General features: G+C 61.6%; 13 protein-coding genes and 1 pseudogene. 9 read left to right on the top strand and 5 right to left on the bottom strand.

What is annotated here, in order from left to right:
* Nucleotides 1-3: 3 nt before the first annotated feature.
* A complete protein-coding gene (locus tag ODQ19_RS27115) occupies nucleotides 4-1,422 on the bottom strand; it encodes a short-chain fatty acid transporter (protein ID WP_186608470.1) in 1,419 nt (472 codons plus the stop codon).
* A gap of 186 nt (nucleotides 1,423-1,608) precedes the next feature.
* On the opposite strand from ODQ19_RS27115, the gene ODQ19_RS27110 reads away from it, so the two are divergent.
* Nucleotides 1,609-2,898, top strand: a complete 1,290-nt coding sequence (locus ODQ19_RS27110; protein WP_330211731.1) for an MFS transporter — start codon at nucleotides 1,609-1,611, stop codon at nucleotides 2,896-2,898.
* A gap of 3 nt (nucleotides 2,899-2,901) precedes the next feature.
* Here the strand turns inward: ODQ19_RS27110 and ODQ19_RS27105 are convergent, their stop codons facing one another.
* Nucleotides 2,902-4,272: a GntT/GntP/DsdX family permease gene (locus ODQ19_RS27105; protein ID WP_330211730.1), complete on the bottom strand. Its 1,371-nt coding sequence runs from the start codon at nucleotides 4,270-4,272 to the stop codon at nucleotides 2,902-2,904.
* Between the two features lie 217 nt (nucleotides 4,273-4,489).
* Here ODQ19_RS27105 and ODQ19_RS27100 point away from each other — a divergent pair, with 217 nt between their 5' ends.
* From ODQ19_RS27100 to ODQ19_RS27085, 4 genes are all read left to right on the top strand, one after another.
* The gene (locus tag ODQ19_RS27100) at nucleotides 4,490-5,395 is read left to right on the top strand and encodes a cation diffusion facilitator family transporter (protein ID WP_330211729.1); all 906 of its coding nucleotides are present in this window, start codon (nucleotides 4,490-4,492) and stop codon (nucleotides 5,393-5,395) included.
* Between the two features lie 109 nt (nucleotides 5,396-5,504).
* Nucleotides 5,505-6,731 (top strand): TolC family protein, encoded by a 1,227-nt coding sequence (locus ODQ19_RS27095; RefSeq protein WP_330211728.1) that lies wholly within the window; start codon nucleotides 5,505-5,507, stop codon nucleotides 6,729-6,731.
* A 19-nt stretch (nucleotides 6,732-6,750) separates the two neighbouring features.
* Entirely contained in the window at nucleotides 6,751-7,857 is a 1,107-nt protein-coding gene (locus ODQ19_RS27090; protein ID WP_330211727.1) for an efflux RND transporter periplasmic adaptor subunit, read from the top strand.
* Between the two features lie 18 nt (nucleotides 7,858-7,875).
* Nucleotides 7,876-11,019: a CusA/CzcA family heavy metal efflux RND transporter gene (locus ODQ19_RS27085; protein ID WP_330211726.1), complete on the top strand. Its 3,144-nt coding sequence runs from the start codon at nucleotides 7,876-7,878 to the stop codon at nucleotides 11,017-11,019.
* Between the two features lie 142 nt (nucleotides 11,020-11,161).
* Here ODQ19_RS27085 and ODQ19_RS27080 read toward each other — a convergent pair whose 3' ends face one another.
* From ODQ19_RS27080 to ODQ19_RS27070, 3 genes are all read right to left on the bottom strand, one after another.
* Nucleotides 11,162-12,553 carry a heavy metal sensor histidine kinase gene (locus ODQ19_RS27080; protein WP_330211725.1) on the bottom strand — a complete coding sequence of 464 codons (1,392 nt, stop codon included), beginning with the start codon at nucleotides 12,551-12,553 and terminating at the stop codon, nucleotides 11,162-11,164.
* The gene (locus ODQ19_RS27075; protein WP_032893695.1) at nucleotides 12,550-13,224 is read right to left on the bottom strand and encodes a heavy metal response regulator transcription factor; all 675 of its coding nucleotides are present in this window, start codon (nucleotides 13,222-13,224) and stop codon (nucleotides 12,550-12,552) included. The genes ODQ19_RS27080 and ODQ19_RS27075 overlap by 4 nt, the downstream gene beginning before the upstream one ends.
* 336 nt (nucleotides 13,225-13,560) lie before the next feature.
* Nucleotides 13,561-14,880, bottom strand: coding sequence for an OprD family porin (locus ODQ19_RS27070; RefSeq protein WP_330211724.1), 1,320 nt, complete (start codon nucleotides 14,878-14,880; stop codon nucleotides 13,561-13,563).
* 226 nt (nucleotides 14,881-15,106) lie between these two features.
* On the opposite strand from ODQ19_RS27070, the gene ODQ19_RS27065 reads away from it, so the two are divergent.
* The 4 genes and pseudogenes from ODQ19_RS27065 to ODQ19_RS27055 all read left to right on the top strand — a co-directional run bounded on the left by ODQ19_RS27065 (nucleotide 15,107) and on the right by ODQ19_RS27055 (nucleotide 17,488).
* Complete coding sequence (locus ODQ19_RS27065; protein WP_003188305.1) at nucleotides 15,107-15,439, top strand: DUF2790 domain-containing protein; 333 nt, start codon at nucleotides 15,107-15,109, stop codon at nucleotides 15,437-15,439.
* 96 nt (nucleotides 15,440-15,535) lie between these two features.
* A pseudogene (locus tag ODQ19_RS28300) lies at nucleotides 15,536-16,312 on the top strand (PAS domain-containing protein); the annotation flags it as partial.
* Between the two features lie 108 nt (nucleotides 16,313-16,420).
* Nucleotides 16,421-16,852: a methyl-accepting chemotaxis protein gene (locus tag ODQ19_RS28295; RefSeq protein WP_370712620.1), complete on the top strand. Its 432-nt coding sequence runs from the start codon at nucleotides 16,421-16,423 to the stop codon at nucleotides 16,850-16,852.
* Nucleotides 16,853-16,912: 60 nt separating this feature from the next.
* The gene (locus ODQ19_RS27055) at nucleotides 16,913-17,488 is read left to right on the top strand and encodes a flavin reductase family protein (protein ID WP_330211723.1); all 576 of its coding nucleotides are present in this window, start codon (nucleotides 16,913-16,915) and stop codon (nucleotides 17,486-17,488) included.
* Nucleotides 17,489-17,727: the final 239 nt, after the last annotated feature.

Raw genomic sequence — 17,727 nt, 5'->3', positions numbered from 1 at the left:
TATTCAGGGCATCACAGGCGGCAAATACTTCAACGTCGCCCCCAACGCCCACAGCAAAAACAACACCAGCGGCGTGTGCACCAGCAACTGCACAAACGAAAACCCGATCAAATCCCGCGCCTTCAGCCCCAGCACACCCAGCAACGGCAACATATAAAACGGGTTGATCAAGTTCGGCAGCGCCTCGGCGGCGTTGTAGATCTGCACCGCCCAGCCCAGGTGGTACTGCAGGTCATTGGCCACTTGCATCACATACGGGGCTTCGATGATCCACTTGCCGCCACCCGAGGGGATGAAGAAGCCCAGCACTGCCGAGTACACACCCATCAGCAGGGCGTAGGTGTCGTGGGAGGCGATGGAGGTGAAGAACGTCGAAATATGGTGCGCCAGGGTCTGGCCGTCGCCGCCCTTGACCACCGTCATCAGCGCGGCAATCGAGCCGTACAGCGGGAACTGGATCAGCACGCCGGTGGTGGTCGGCACCGCACGGGCCACGGCATCGAGGAAGCTGCGCGGGCGCCAGTGCAGCAGCGCGCCCACCATGATGAACAGGAAGTTATAGGTATTGAGCCCCGAGATGGCGCTGATCGCCGGCTTGGTCGAGAACTCATGGAACAGCCAGCCGGCCGCCAGCAACGCCAGCAGAATGGTCAGCAACGGGCTGTGTTCCAGCCATTCACCGGGGCGCGTCGGCGCCTGCGGCTTGGGCAGGTTGAAGGCCGGGTCAATGCCGCAGGCCTTGGCGTCTCGGGCGCTGTTGGGGCCAGGCGCGGTGGCGTAGGCGATGATCAGCGACACCACGATCAGCGCCAGCAACAGCACGCCGGATTGCCACAGGAAAATGGTCTCGGTAAACGGGATCATCCCGGTGATCGAGAGGATCGACGGTGGCAAGCTGGCCGGGTTGGCCTGCAACTGCGCGGCCGACGACGACAGCCCCAGCGCCCATACGGCCCCCAGGCCCAGGTACGCGGCAGCGCCAGCGGCGCGGTAGTCCATGCGCAAATCCGTGCGCCGGGCCAATGCCCTTACCAGCAAACCGCCGAACACCAGGGACAGGCCCCAGTTAAGCAATGAAGCCACCATGGAAATCAACGCCACCCAGGCCACCGCCGAACGGCCATTCTTGGGAATGCGCGCCAGGCGGTCGATCAACTTCACTGCGGGCGGTGAACTGGCGACCACGTAACCGCCGATCACCACAAAGGCCATCTGCATGGTGAACGGGATCAGGCTCCAGAACCCATCGCCAAATGCCTTGGCCGCTTCGGCCGGTGCGGCGCCCATGCCCAGGGTCGCCACGGCGACGATGATCACGGCGAGGGCGGCAAACACCCAGGAGTCAGGAAACCAGCGTTCGGCGAAGTTGGAGCAACGCAGGGCAAATCGGGCATAGCGGCTGTCTTCGATAGCATCGGCCACGAGTCTTTCCTCTTGTAGTTATTATGGGGTTTGGCAGTTTTACGGCATGTTCCTCTACGGCCATTGATTTGGGAATGTAGTTATCTTCAACGATCAATGAGTAAAACAAATATATCCGTCGTGATTGCCTTCAATGGGTTCAGCTCATAACCTGCACGCCATTTTGTTTGTCTGCCGAGCCTGCACATGACTGCCACCTTTTCCCCACGGGCGCAGCGTTTTTCCCGCTCCGACTACAAAACCCTGGGCCTGGCCGCCCTCGGCGGCGCCCTGGAAATCTACGACTTCATTATCTTCGTGTTCTTTGCGCTGACCCTCAGCCAATTGTTCTTCCCCCCGGAAATGCCCGAGTGGCTACGCCTGCTGCAAAGCTTTGGCATCTTCGTCACCGGTTACCTCGCGCGTCCACTGGGCGGCATCCTGATGGCGCACTTTGCAGACCACCTGGGGCGCAAGCGCGTGTTCAGTCTGAGCATCCTGATGATGGCCTTGCCCTGCCTGCTGATCGGCGTCATGCCGACCTACGCGCAAATCGGCTATTTCGCCCCGCTGATCCTGCTGGCGCTGCGCGTACTGCAAGGCGCAGCGGTGGGCGGCGAAGTGCCCAGCGCCTGGACCTTCGTCGCCGAGCACGCGCCGCGTCACCATCGTGGCTATGCCTTGGGTTTTTTGCAGGCCGGCCTGACCTTCGGTTACCTGCTGGGGGCGCTGACCGCCACCTTGCTCGCGCAAGTCTTCACCCCCGCGGAGATCCTCGACTACGCCTGGCGCTTCCCCTTCCTGCTGGGCGGCGTATTCGGCGTGATCGGCGTATGGCTGCGCCGCTGGCTCAGCGAAACCCCGGTGTTCCTGCAGATGCAGGCGCGTCGCCAGGCTGCCGCTGAAATGCCCTTGCGCACCGTGCTGCGCGACCATCGCGCCGTGTTGCTGCCGGCGATGATCCTCACCTGCGTGCTGACATCTGCCGTGGTGGTGCTGGTGGTCATCACCCCGACCATGATGCAGAAAACCTTCGGCATGAGCCCCAGTCACACCTTTGCCCTGAGTGCCCTGGGCATCGTCTTCCTGAATATCGGCTGCGTGCTCGCCGGCCTGCTGGTGGACCGCATCGGCGCGTGGCGCGCGGTATTGGTCTACAGCCTGTTGCTGCCGGTGGGCATTGCGCTGCTGTACGCCAGCCTGATCGCCGGCGGCGTGTGGCTCGGCGCAGCGTACGCCGTGGCGGGCCTGAGCTGCGGCGTGGTGGGCGCGGTGCCGTCGGTGATGGTCGGGCTGTTTCCGGCGCAGGTGCGGGTATCGGGCATTTCCTTCACCTACAACATTGCCTACGCACTCTGGGCAAGTACTACACCGTTGTTGTTGATCGCCCTGATGCCGACCAGCCCGTGGATCTGTGTGGGGTATTGCGTGGTGATGGGGGCTGTGGGAGTGGCGAGTGTGGCGCTGTTTGGCAAGCGCCACACCTTGGCCGCCTGAGGGTCAGGTCAGGAAGTGCCAGAGCAACAAGGTACCCACCAACCCAACCACCGAAACAATCGTCTGCAGCACCGACCACACCCATATCGTCTGCTTCAACTGCAAGCCAAAGTACTCACGCACCATCCAGAACCCGGCGTCGTTGACGTGGCAGAAGAACACCGAGCCGGCGCCGATGGCCAGGGCGACCAATGAGCTTTGCGTCGCCGCCAACCCGGCCATCATTGGCGCGAGGATGCCGGCGGTCGTGGTGGTGGCGACGGTGGCCGAGCCGGTGGCCTGGCGCAGGGCCACGGCGATCAGCCAGGCCAGCAGCAGATAGGGCATGTGCGCGCCTTCGGCGACTTTGCTGATGGTCTGGCTGACGCCGGCGTCCAGCAGGGTTTGCTTGAGGCCGCCGCCGGCGCCGATGGTCAGCAGCAGTACGGCGATGGGCGCCAGGGCTTTGCGCAGGGTGTTGCCGACGTCGGTGCGTGGCATGCCCGCCGCCCAACCCAGGCAAACGACCGCGGCGATCACCGCCAGGCCGAGGGCAACCAGTGGTTCACCGAGGAATTTCAAGGTCAGGGCGAGGGTGCTTTCTGGCGCCAACGCGACTTTGGCCAAAGTGCTGCCGAGCATGAGAATCACCGGCAACAAAATGATCAGCAACGACACACCGAAGCTCGGCTGGCGCGGGGCCTTGGGCGGTGCGCTGAACAAGGCGCCGATATCCGCCGGTTCATCCACGTGCAGGCGCTTGGACAGCCAGTTGCCATACAGCGGCCCGGCCAGGATCACGGCCGGCACCGCCAGGCAAAAGCCCAGCAACATGGTCAGGCCCAGGTCGGCGTGCAATGCGCCCACGGCGATCAGCGGCCCCGGATGCGGCGGCATCAGGGCGTGCAAGGTGGTCATGCCCGCCAGTGCCGGGATGGCAATTTTCAACAACGGCTGGTTCGAACGCTTGGCCATCACAAAGATGATCGGCACCATCATCACCAGGCCCACTTCGAAGAACAGCGGCAGGCCGATCACCATGGCGACCAACGCCATCACCCAGGGCAATGACTTGCCTTTGCCCAACCCGAGCAACGTGGTGGCAATACGGTCGGCCGCACCGGATTCGGCCATCAGCGCGCCGAGCATCGCACCCAGGGCAATGATGATCCCGGCTTCCCCGAGAATCGCCCCGGCGCCTTTGCTGAACGCCTTTGCCACTTCTTCCGGCGGCAGGCCGGCGCCGACCCCGGCGATAAAGGTGCCGATCAGAATCGACAGGAAGGGCGGCAGTTTGGTCGCGCTGATCAGCACAATGATGCTGGCGATCGCTAACAGCACGCAGAGCATGAGGCGGGTGTCGTGAACCATCCACGCGGCAGTCGATAGCTCCAAAACGGGACTCCTTATCGAGCAGGTAGGCTAATATGTTTCTTTTTGTTTCAGTCTGAAAAGCATACCTGATAGAACTCCACCAGCGCGTGCATGGGCGATTTTGGTGCGCTCGAAGGTAACGACCCTCTGGCGCTCAGATGACAATTTTGCAAACCATGCCAGTGGATCTGACCTATAGCTCTATGATCCGCCCCATCCCAACCCACGAGGACATTTCATGAGCGCAGGACACAGCCACGCCCAAGTACGCGCCGGCCACGAACGCAAGTTATGGATCGCCCTGGGGCTGACCGGCAGCTTCATGCTGGCCGAGGTCATCGGTGCCTTTGTCACCGGCAGCCTGGCGCTGTTGTCCGATGCGGCGCACATGATGACCGACGCCCTGGCCCTGGCGATTTCCCTGGTGGCGATCCAGGTCGCCAAGCGCCCGGCAGATCGCAAGCGCACCTTCGGGTATGCGCGGTTCGAGATTCTGGCGGCTGCGTTCAATGCATTGCTGCTGTTCGCCGTGGCGTTCTACATCTTGTACGAGGCTTACCAGCGGCTGCAGGCGCCCGCCGAAATCCAGTCCACCGGCATGCTGGCGATTGCGTTGCTGGGGCTGGTGGTCAACCTGATCTCCATGCGTCTGCTCAGCGCTGCCAGTGGCGAGAGCCTTAACGTCAAGGGGGCCTACCTGGAAGTCTGGAGTGACATGCTTGGCTCCGTCGGCGTGATCATTGCCGCGCTGGTGATCATGTTCACTGGCTGGGGTTGGGTCGATTCCGTGGTCGCGGCCGCCATTGGTTTTTGGGTGTTACCGCGCACTTGGACGTTGCTCAAGGCGAGCATGAACATCCTGCTGCAAGGTGTGCCGGAGGGTGTGGATATCGAGCAGGTGGAGCAGGGCATTCGCAGCGTGCCGGGGGTCAAGGACGTGCACGACCTGCACATCTGGGCCCTCACCAGTGGCAAGAACGTGCTGAGTACGCATCTGGTCGCGGATGCGTCCCAGGGCACTGAGCAACAGATCCTCAGCCGAGTGACGGAGTTACTGCACGAACAATTCGATATTTCCCATGCCACGATCCAGGTCGAGGGCGAGGGTTTTCAACATGACGATCACGACGAAGTGCATGCCTGAACCTGGCTAACGGATTTGTAATCTTTCGCCCACGGCCCTGATAAGTACCGAAAGCTACATTGCCCCCGCTGGGAAATCTCAGCGACTTCATGGGCGTGGAACTCTCGTTATGGCAATTTCCGTTAGAACACTGTTGGGGGCGGCGACATTGGCATTGTGGATATCCGCAAACGCCGCCCAGGCACAACCCCTCACCCTCGATGCTGCCTTGCAAACCGCCTTCGCCAACAACCCGGACCTGGCGGCCGCACAATGGGAAATCGACATCGCCCAAGGCGGCCGCCAACAGGCCGGCTTGATCCCCAATCCGGTGGCCTCCTGGGACGCCGAAGACACCCGCCGCAACAGCCGCACCACCAGCATCAAACTCAGCCAGACCCTGGAACTGGGCGGCAAGCGCGGTGCACGCATCGAGGTGGCCACCCGCGGCCAGGATGCCGCCGCGCTGACCCTGGAGCAGCGTCGCAACCTGTTGCGCGCCGAGGTCATCGACAGCTATTACGGCGCCCTGCGCGCCCAGGAACGCCTTGACCTGGCGCAACGCTCCATGACGCTTGCCGAACGCGGCCTGGTGGTCGCCAATGGGCGCGTCACTGCTGGCAAGTCGTCACCCGTGGAAGCCACCCGCGCCCAGGTGCAGGTGTCGGAAATCCGCCTGGAATTGAACCGCGCACAGATCGGCCTCACTGACGCCTACCGTCGCCTGGCCACCAGCACCGGCAGCGCCGCCACCGACTTCCAGGTCGTCGCTACGCCAAGCACTTCCGTACCGGCGTTACCCGCCGCCGCGCCATTGTTGGCACGCCTTGAGCAGACCGCCGAATTGCGCCTGGCCGAACTCAACATTGTGCAGAACGAAGCCAGCGTGGGCCTGGAAAAAGCCCAGCGCATTCCGGACCTGGATGTGTCTATCGGCAGCCAATACGACGCCAGCGTGCGCGAACGGGTGAACCTGGTGGGCGTGTCGATGCCGATCCCGTTGTTCAACCGCAACCAGGGCAACATCCTCGCTGCCAGCCGTCGCGCCGACCAGGCCCGCGACCTGCGCAACGCCGCCGAGCTGCGCCTGCGCACCGAAACCCGCCAGGCCCTGGACCTGTGGCAAACCGCGAATACCGAAGTGCACGCGTTCAACCAACAGATCCTGCCCGCCGCACAAAGTGCGGTAGACAGCGCCACCCGTGGCTTCGAGATGGGCAAGTTCAACTTCCTCGACGTGCTCGACGCCCAGCGCACCTTGATCGCGGCCCGTACCCAATACCTTGCTGCCACCGCCCAGGCCACCGAGGCCTGGGTACGCATCGAACGCATTTACGGCGACCTCGCCCGCTTTTGATTTTTCCTGGAGTCTCCTGATGAACAAAAAACATGGCATGGCGCTCGCCGTTGCCCTTAGCCTGATGCTGTCGGGCTTCGCCCACGCCGAGGAAGAAGAAGGCAAGCTCGAACTCACCGAGCAGCAGATTCAAGCCGCCGGCATCCAGTTGGCCCAGGCGCAACCGCGCGCCATCAGCACCGTGCTGACGCTGCCCGGCGAGGTGCGTTTTGATGAAGACCGTACCTCCCACATCGTGCCCCGTGCTGCGGGCGTGGTGGAAGCGGTGAGCGTCAATCTGGGCCAGTCGGTAAAAAAAGGCGAACTGTTGGCGGTGATCGCCAGCCAGCAGATTTCCGACCAGCGCAGTGAGTTGGCGGCCAGCCAGCGCCGGGTCGAACTGGCGCGTACCACCTATGAGCGCGAGCGCCAGTTGTGGCAGGACAAAATCTCCGCCGAGCAGGATTACCTGCTGGCGCGGCAAACCCTGCAAGAAGCCGAAATCGCCCTGAACAATGCGCGGCAAAAAATGACTGCCCTCAGCGGCAGCGCGGTACTGGCCGGCGGCAATCGTTATGAACTGCGTGCGCCCTTCGCCGGTGTGGTGGTGGAAAAACACCTGGGGGTGGGCGAGGTGGTCAGTGAAACCAGCAATGCCTTCACCCTCTCGGATTTGTCCCAGGTGTGGGTCACCTTTGGCGTATTTCCCAAGGACTTGAACAAGGTTCGCGTGGGCAAGCCGGTGAAAGTCAGCTCGACGGAAATGGGCACCGAAGTGCTGGGCACCGTGGCCTATGTGGGCAACTTGCTCGGCGAGCAAACGCGCACCGCCACCGTGCGCGTGACGGTCCCCAACCCCGACGATGCCTGGCGCCCGGGCTTGTTCGTGGCCGTGCAAGTGGCCACCGATACCTACCAGGCCAAGGTCACCGTACCGCAAACCGCGATCCAGACCGTCGAGGACAAACCCTCGGTGTTTGTGCGCACCGCGGACGGCTTTATCACCCGCCATCTTGAACTGGGCGTCAGTGAAAACGGCTACGTCGAAGTGCGTAAAGGCTTGGAGGCCGGCGCGCAGGTGGCGACGGCCGGCAGCTTCATCCTCAAGTCCGAACTGGGCAAAGGCTCGGCCGAACACGCCCATTGATCCTGCGAGTGATTCCCCATGTTTGAGCGCCTTATCCAATTCGCCATCGAGCAGCGCATCATCGTGTTGCTGGCGGTGCTGTTGATGGCCGGTGTCGGCATCGCCAGCTACCAGAAACTGCCCATCGACGCAGTGCCTGACATCACCAACGTGCAGGTGCAGATCAACTCGGCGGCGGCCGGTTTTTCGCCGCTGGAAACCGAGCAGCGCATCACCTTTCCCATCGAAACCGCCATGGCCGGCCTGCCGGGCCTGCAGCAGACGCGTTCGTTGTCGCGTTCCGGCTTGTCCCAGGTCACGGTGATTTTCAAGGACGGCACCGACCTGTTCTTTGCCCGCCAATTGGTCAACGAACGCCTGCAAGTGGCCCGTGAGCAATTGCCCGACGGCATCGAGACCGCGATGGGACCGATTTCCACCGGCCTTGGGGAAATTTTCCTGTGGACCGTCGAAGCCGAGGACGGTGCGCGCAAAGAGGACGGCACGCCCTACACACCCACCGACCTGCGGGTGATCCAGGATTGGATCATCAAGCCGCAATTGCGCAACGTGCCAGGCGTGGCCGAGATCAATACCATCGGCGGCTTCGCCAAGGAATACCAGATTGCGCCAGACCCCAAGCGCCTGGCCGCTTACAACCTGACCCTCAACGATCTGGTCACGGCGCTGGAGCGCAACAACGCCAACGTCGGCGCCGGTTACATCGAGCGTAGTGGCGAACAGTTGTTGATCCGCGCGCCGGGCCAGGTGGCGTCTATCGACGACATCGCCAACATTGTCATCACTACTTCTGACGGCACGCCGATCCGCGTGCGCAATGTGGCTCAGGTCGACATTGGTCGTGAGCTGCGTACCGGCGCCGCCACGGAAAATGGCCGTGAAGTGGTGCTGGGCACGGTGTTCATGTTGATCGGTGAGAACAGCCGCAGTGTGTCCCAGGCGGTGGCGAAAAAGCTTGGGGAGATCAACCGCTCGCTGCCTGAAGGCGTGGTGGCGGTCACTGTTTACGACCGCACCAACCTGGTGGAAAAAGCCATCGCCACCGTGAAGAAAAACCTCTTCGAAGGTGCGTTGCTGGTGGTGGCGGTGTTGTTCCTGTTTTTGGGCAACATTCGCGCAGCGCTGATCACGGCGATGGTGATTCCGCTGGCGATGCTGTTCACCTTTACCGGCATGTTCACCAACAAAGTCAGCGCCAACCTGATGAGCCTGGGCGCGCTGGACTTCGGCATTATCGTTGACGGCGCGGTGGTGATCGTCGAGAACGCCATCCGCCGCCTGGCTCATGCGCAACACCGTCATGGCCGGTTGCTGACCCGCAGTGAGCGCCTGCACGAAGTGTTCGCCGCCGCCAAGGAGGCGCGACGCGCGCTGATCTTCGGGCAGTTGATCATCATGGTGGTGTACCTGCCGATCTTCGCCCTCACGGGAGTGGCCGGGAAGATGTTCCACCCCATGGCCTTCACGGTGGTGATTGCCTTGCTCGGCGCGATGATTTTGTCGGTGACCTTCGTACCGGCGGCGATTGCGTTGTTTGTTACCGGCAAGGTCAAGGAAGAAGAAAACTTCGTCATGCGCAGTGCGCGCCGGGTGTATGACCCGGTGCTCAACTGGGTGATGGTGCGTCGGCCCCTGGTGTTCGGCCTGGCCGCACTGACCATCGTCGTCTCGGGCCTGGTTGCCAGCCGCATGGGCAGTGAATTTATCCCCAGCCTCAGCGAAGGCGACTTTGCCCAGCAGGCGCTGCGTGTGCCCGGTACCAGCCTGACCCAGTCGGTGCAGATGCAGCAGCAACTGGAAAAAACCTTGCTGGCCCAAGTGCCGGAAATCGAGCGGGTGTTTGCGCGCACCGGTACGGCGGAAATCGCCTCCGACCCAATGCCGCCGAACATCTCCGACAGCTACGTGATGCTCAAGCCCAAGGACCAATGGCCAGACCCGAAGAAGTCCCGCGAGGCAATCATCGCCGATATCCAACGGGCCAGCGCGATTGTGCCGGGCAGCGTGTATGAGCTGTCGCAGCCGATCCAGTTGCGCTTCAACGAGCTGATTTCCGGGGTGCGCAGCGACGTGGCGGTGAAGGTGTTTGGCGATGATATGGCGGTGCTCAACACCACCGCCGGGGAAATCGCCGAAACCTTGCAAAAGCTCAACGGCGCCTCGGAAGTGAAGGTGGAACAGACCTCCGGCCTGCCGGTGCTGACCATCAATATCGACCGCGACAAGGCCGCGCGCTTTGGCCTGAATGTGGGTGATGTGCAGGACACCATCGCCGTCGCGGTCGGTGGGCGCCAGGCCGGTACGTTGTACGAGGGCGATCGGCGTTTTGACATGGTGGTGCGCTTGTCCGACACGTTACGTACCGATATCGACGGCTTGTCACGCCTGTTGATCCCGGTGCCGGCGCTGGCGAGTAGTACCTCGGGGCAGTTGGGCTTTATCGCCTTGTCCCAGGTTGCCAGCCTCGATCTGGTGCTGGGCCCCAACCAGATCAGCCGCGAGAACGGCAAGCGCCTGGTGATCGTCAGCGCCAACGTGCGTGGGCGCGATATTGGCTCGTTTGTCGAGGAGGCCGAAGCCGCCATCACCACCCAGGTGAAGGTCCCTGCCGGTTACTGGACCACCTGGGGCGGCCAGTTCGAACAGTTGAAGGAGGCTTCTGAACGCTTGCGCATCGTGGTGCCGGTGGCCTTGCTGTTGGTGTTCGGGTTGCTGTTCATGATGTTCAACAACCTCAAGGACGGCCTGCTGGTGTTTACCGGCATCCCATTCGCGCTCACCGGCGGGATCATGGCCCTGTGGCTGCGCGATATTCCGTTGTCGATTTCAGCGGGGGTGGGCTTTATCGCCTTGTCGGGCGTGGCGGTGCTTAATGGCCTGGTGATGATTGCTTTCATCCGAAACCTGCGCGAGGAAGGCCGCTCATTATCGGTGGCGATCCACGAAGGCGCGTTGACCCGCCTGCGCCCGGTGCTGATGACGGCGCTGGTGGCGTCCCTGGGCTTTATCCCCATGGCACTCGCCACCGGCACCGGCGCCGAAGTGCAGCGCCCGTTGGCGACGGTGGTGATTGGCGGGATTATTTCTTCGACCTTGCTGACCTTGCTGGTGCTGCCGGCGTTGTACCAATGGGCTCATCGCCGCGATGAAGAGACCGCCTGACAACCGTGAAAACGCCGCAATGTGCGGGCTTACCCTCTGTAGGAGCGAGCTTGCTCGCGAAAAACCCTAGGCGCCGCGCTTATTCAGGAAACACGCGTTATCGTTGACGTTTTTCGCGAGCAAGCTCGCTCCTACATTGGGCCTAGGCTGGCTTCGAAGGAAACACAAGGCTGAACCGCGTAAAACGCCCAGCCTGGCTGGTGACATGAGCATGCCCCTGATGCAAATGCATGATCGATTTCACAATGGCCAGTCCCAGCCCGGTGCCGCCCTCGGCACGGGTACGGCTGCTGTCGGCGCGGTAGAAGCGTTCGAACAGGTGCGGCAGGTGGTGCGCTTCAATGCCACGCCCTGGGTTGCCCACCGACAGCGATACGCTCTGCTCGTAGGTCTCCACCAACAGCAACACGGTAGAGGCCTCGGGTGTGTGGCGAATGGCATTGGAGAGCAAGTTGGAAATCGCCCGCTGGATCATCAGGCGATCGCCGGTCACCCAGGCATCGCCGCGCAGGCTCAGGGTGACGTCTTTATCTTCGGCACTCAGGGCAAACAACTCCATCACGCGCTGGGCTTCCTGCGCCAGGGACACCTCGGTGAATGAGGCCCGCGCCGCCGGGTGGCTGACCTGCGCCAGAAATAGCATGTCGCTGACAATCCGCGCCAGGCGTTCGAGCTCTTCGGTGTTGGATTCCAGCACCGCCTTGTATTCCTGCGGCGGGCGCTGGCGCGACAGGGTCAACTGGGCCTTGCCCATGAGGTTGGTCAAGGGCGCGCGCAGTTCGTGGGCCAGGTCATCGGAGAACTGCGAGAGTTGCTGCACCCCGGCATCCAGGCGGTCGAGCATCACGTTGATGCCGTGGGCCAGTTCACCCAGTTCGTGGGGCAGGTTGTCCACGGACAAGCGATGGGTGAGGTCTTGGGTCGTGACTTTCGCCGCCACCTGGCTGAACTGCTTCAACGGCGCCAGGCCCCGTTGCACCAGCCACCAGGCGCCCATGCCAATCAGTATCAGCAGTAGCGGCAGCGCAATGAGCGTGGCGCGCAGGTAGGCACTGAGTAATGCCTGATCGTCCATGCGGTCCAGGGACAGCAGCACCCGCACACGTTCACCGTTGGCCAGGCGCATCAAGCTGGAGGCACTGAGTATCTGGTTGCCGTAGCTGTCGACCCAATTGAGGTAACCAAGGGTTTCCCGTGGTTTGAAGTCAGTGAGCAGCGGTTCCTGGGGCTTGCTGCCGACGTTCAGCAGCACGCTGTTATCGGGCGCGGTACCGACGATGGTCAGGTGGAAATTGTCGTGGCCCATCACCAGGTCCATCAGCGAGTGCGGGCGGCCGCGAATGGCATGGGCGTCCAGGCCCAGGGCCAGGCTGTGCTGGATCTGTTCCATCTTGCTTTCGAGGTTCTTGCGCGCGAGTTTTTCCAGCTCATGGGTGAGGGCCAGGTAGGCCAGGGTCGCCAGCAGCAACACCAGGCCCGCGCCCATCAGGCTGACCGTCAAGCCCAGGCGCATCGACAGGCTGCCGGTCTTCATGGGCGCGCTTCCAGCACGTAGCCCACGCCGCGAATGGTGTGGATCAGTTTGACCTCGCTCTGGTCATCCACCTTGGCGCGCAGGCGGCTGATGGAGACTTCGACCACGTTGGTGTCGCAGTCGAAATTCATGTCCCAGACCAGGGAAATAATCTGCGTTCGGGTCAGCACTTCGCCAGCCTGGCGCATCAGCACCTGCAACAGGGCGAACTCCTTGGTGGTCAGGTCGATGCGCCGGGTGCCGCGATAAGCGCGGTGGCGGCGCGGGTCCAGCTCCAGGTCCGAGACGCGGAACACTTCCGGCTGTGGAATGTGCTCGCTGCGGCGCATCAGGGTGCGCACCCGTGCCAGCAGTTCGGGAAACTCGAACGGCTTGACCAGGTAATCGTCGGCGCCCATGTCCAGGCCCTTGATCTTGTCAGCCAGCCGGCCACGGGCGGTCAGCATCATTACCCGCTGGGTGCCGTTGCGGCGCAGTTCTTCCAACACTTGCCAGCCATCCTTGCCAGGCAGGTTGACGTCCAGGATCACCAGTTCATAGGCGTGCTGCCCGGCCAGGTGCAGGCCGTCGATGCCATTGGCGGCGCAGTCGACCACGTAGCCACTTTCGTTCAGGCCCTGTTGCAGGTAGTCGGCGGTTTTCTGCTCGTCTTCAACCACAAGAATACGCATGGGGGTTACCTCTTGAATTAGGGGAGAGAAGGCGCCCATGTCCCTATGGCGGCGGTTTCGGAAGTGGGAAAAGTCTGAAGGCTGAAGTAACTCTAGGGTCAACTGCGACCGTCGGTCGCACCGCACCGCAGGCAAAAAAAACGCCCCAAGCGGGGCGTTAAAAATTCATCTCTTTCCAAAGGAGCTACACAAAAGCTTCAGAGATGAATGTGCTCGGTGAATAAGTTGAAGCGAGTATAGAAAGTTCCACTTAACGAGAAGCTGAGGCCAATATTACAATTTTGATAACCGGCTATTTGTGAACAGATGTTAGTTAATCGCGAGCGAATGTAAGGGCTACAACACGACCAAGGGGTATTCGGCAATCAGACGAACTTCTTCCAGGTCTGACTCGAACGCACTGGAGCGCACGGTGGCCTGGCGCAAGCGTAGGGACAAATCCTTCAAACGCCCACTTTGCACCACGTACTTGGCCTCGATATCCCGTTCCCAACGGCGTTGATCGGTCAACGGGTTACCCGCTGCATCGCGGCGCATATACACGGCATTGGCGTTGCTATAGTCGGCGCCGGTGCCTTTGCCGTAGCGGGTCATGAACGACAGGCCGGGAATGCCGAACGCCTGCATGTCCAGGTCGTAGCGCACCATCCATGAGCGTTCCTTGGGCGCGTTGAAGTCGCTGTACTGGATCGAATTATTGAGGAAGATCGAGTCTGACTGGCGCAGGTAGTCGAAATCATCGTCGCCGTTGTTACGTTGGTGGGACACGGCCAGGCTGTGGGCACCGACCTTGACCCCGAGCCTGGCGCTCCAGATGTTGTTGTCGAACTCGCCGAGCCGTTTCTGGCCTTCGTCCACGGCCTTGTAGTAGTTGAAGTCGCCGAACAATGACACGTCGTCGGTCAATGCGTAATTGGCATTGCTGCCGAAGTAGTACTGGTCCCAGGCGTCCTTCAAGCGGCTGCTGTACAGGCTAAAACCCAGATGGCTGTTGAGCTGATAGTCACCGCCGAAGTAGGCGATCCAGGGCGAGTCGACCTTGCCTGCATAGAAGGTGGCAAAGCCTTTGTTCATGCCGCTTTCACTGGGCTGGCTCATGCCGCTCAGGCGCCCGCCTTGCAGGCTCAAGCCTTCCAGGCTGGTGTTTTGCAGGGTGACGCCGCGAAAGCTCTCGGGCAACAGGCGAGAGTCGCCGTAGGCCACCACCGGGGTGAGTGGGAACACGTCGCCGGCCTTGATCACCGTTTCCAGCACGCGCAGTTTTGCCGCGCCGCCGATTTTGCTGTAGCTGTTTTCCGGCTGGTTGTCGCTGTTCACCGGCAGCACGCCGAACGAGCCTTTGCCGCCGCTGCGGCCGCTGCCCGAGTCAAGCGTAAGGCCGTACATGGCGAACGCGTCCAGACCAAAACCCACGGTGCCCTGGGTAAAACCGGATTCGAATTTGCCAATAAAGCCCTGGGCCCAGGCTTCGGAGTAACCATTGCCAGTGGGGCTGGACTGGCCTTTGCGGTCATCGCGGTTGAAGTAGAAATTGCGTGCCAGCACGTTGATGCGACTGCCCTCGATAAAACCCTCGGGCTTGTCCTCCACCGCCATGGCGGCCATGGGCAGTGCAGCCATCAGTGAAAAGGGAAGGGTGTAATGACGAATGCTCATGATGCGCTCCTCGGTGATGGCAGTTATCAGCTTCTTATAGAGGCGGGCGTTCTTATTGATCTGGCCCTGGCTGATAGTTGCAAACGACGGATAACAGCTGCATGGCGCGAAGATTACAATTCTGGAAACTAACGGCCATCTAACAAATAAGTAATGTTCTGGTGAACCTGGCGTCAGGGTGGGTTGGTTAATCTCGACACTGAACTTTTCAGTCGAGGAAACCGCAATGAACTTTTATAAAGTAGGTGTGGCTGTATTAACGGCTGTGTTGTCATTTGGCGCGCTGGCCGAAGGGGGCGGGGATCGCACCTTTGCCCTGATGATGGAGCGCAATGAGAAAGCCATGGCCGCCTACGCGATCAAAAAAGGCAAGCCGGTGCCCGAGGTCCAGGCTTACCGCTATGGCATGGACCTGGACATTGCCAAGGTCGTCAACGTGACGCCGCCGATCCGCTCGTGCAACGTCGTGCCGTCGCGCATGACCTATGAAGACTCCAGCGGCAAGCTCAATACCCTGGAATATCAGGTCATGGGCGTATGCCGTAACAATGGCGGTTGAAAATATAGTTCGGCCCAGGGCTCAAGCGCTCTTCAGAAAACCCCGGCAGCGCCGATGCAAGTTAGAACACCCACCTCACTTGCCTAACGGTGCCCCATGTTCAATACCGGCCTGAAGCAGGAGCTGACCGCTCTGCGCGAAGAATTGTCGAGCTTGCTCCAGGTGAAAGAGAGCCTGGAAAACGAAATGCTCTGCCTGACACTGGACCCTGAAGGCCGTGTGGAGTGGGCCAATGCCAACTTCCTGCAGGAACTGGCTTACTCGCTGGGCGAGATTGTCGGGCGCGCGATCGAAGACCTGGTGCCGGCACATGTGCGCCAGGACGAGTTCCAACTGCGCTTCAAGCACGCGCTGGCCCGCGGCGAACACTTTGCCGGCGCCGTGCGCCTGATGCGTGGCAATGGCAAAGAAGCCTGGTTGCGCTCAATCGTGCAGCCGGTGCGCAGTTCGGAGGGGCGCATCAAGCAGTTTTCGATGTTCTCCAGCGACCTTACCCGCACCATCGAGAGTTCGCGTGAACATGAAAACCTCATCACCGCGCTAATGCGCTCCACCGCGTTGATCGAGTTCGACCTGGACGGGCATGTGCTCACCGCCAATGACCGCTTCCTCGGCGCCATGGGGTACAGCCTGGCGCAGATCGAAGGCAAACATCACCGTATATTCTGTGAGCCACAGGAATACAACAGTGCCGAATACCAGCAGTTCTGGAAGCGCCTGAACGCCGGTGAGTTCGTCGCCGCGCGCTTCAAACGAGTGGACAGCCACGGCCGCCTGGTGTGGCTGGAGGCTACCTACAACCCGGTGGTGGACGCCAATGAGCGGCTGTACAAAGTGGTCAAGTTTGCCACGGTCATTACCGACCAGGTCAACCGCGAGCAGGCAGTGGCCGAGGCCGCCAATATTGCCTACAGCACCTCTTTGCAAACCGACGACAGCGCCCAGCGCGGCACCACCGTGGTCACCCAGGCCGTGGACGTGATGCGCGACCTGGCCCAGCACATGCAGCAGGCCGGTGAAGGCATCGAGGCGTTGAATGCCCAGTCCCAAGTAATCGGCAGCATCGTCAAGACCATCAGCGGCATTGCCGAGCAAACCAACCTGCTGGCGCTCAACGCCGCCATCGAAGCGGCGCGTGCCGGTGAGCAGGGGCGTGGCTTTGCGGTGGTGGCCGATGAAGTACGGCAACTGGCGTCACGCACCAGCAAAGCCACCGAAGAAATTGTCGGTGTGGTGCGCCAGAACCAGGACATGGCCCGCGATGCGGTGGCCTTGATGGCCGACGGACGTGCGCAAGCCGAGCAGGGCCTGGCCCTGGCGGCCGAGGCGGGTACCGTGATCGTCGAGATTCAAGACGGTGCGCAGAAGGTGGTGAGTGCGGTCGGGCAGTTTGCCAATCAGCTGTCGAGCTGACCTGTCGGGCTTGTGCTTGAGGTATCGTAGGTCTTTTCTCGCTTGCAGAGCTGAACGACCATGATCCCTACGTTCCGTCGCCCCGTACCACTGTCCAAGGCTTACCGTTTGCTCAACCACGGGCCGACCGTGTTGGTGAGTGCAGCCCACAACGGCCAGCGCAATATCATGGCCGCTGCCTGGGCCATGCCGCTGGATTTCGAACCACCGAAAGTCGCGGTGGTGCTCGACAAGGCCACCTGGACCCGCCAGCTACTTGAAGGCGCCGGCACCTTCGTACTGCAAGTGCCTTGTGCCGCACAGGCTGATCTGGTGCAAACGGTGGGCAATACCCGCGGTGTTGAAACCGACAAATTCGCAGCCTACGGCCTGCACAGCTTCAGCGGTGAACACACCGAGGCGCCGATGCTGGAAGGCTGCGTGGCCTGGTTGGAGTGCCGCCTGCTGCCTGAGCCGCATAATCAGCAGACCTATGACCTGTTTCTGGGCGAAGTGGTCGCGGCCTATGCTGATGAGCGGGTATTCAGCGAGGGCCGCTGGCATTTTGAAGGGCACGATGAACTGCGCACGTTGCACCATGTGGCGGGCGGGAATTTCCTGGCCATTGGCCAACCGATTGTCGGGCGCCAGCTCTGACAGAGGCGGCATGCCCCAGTTAAGCGAACGCATGCTCAAGGCAACGAAGATCAAATGTGGGAGCTGGCTTGCCTGCGATGACGGCCTCACAGCCGGCCCCTATCTATCTGACGCCCCGCGCTCAAACTGTGGGAGCGGGCTTGCTCGCGAAGGCGGCCTGACAGCCTACCGGGATGTTGGATCAGATCGAGTACATATCCGTTATTTAGGTAACGGCCACTTAGGGTTCCGCCCTGACG

The sequence above is a fragment of the Pseudomonas sp. AM4(2022) genome (assembly GCF_036346515.1).
Taxonomy (GTDB): domain Bacteria; phylum Pseudomonadota; class Gammaproteobacteria; order Pseudomonadales; family Pseudomonadaceae; genus Aquipseudomonas; species Aquipseudomonas paracarnis.
The sequence above is the reverse complement of the archived record's forward strand: the minus strand, read 5'-3'. Positions and strand labels throughout refer to the sequence as shown.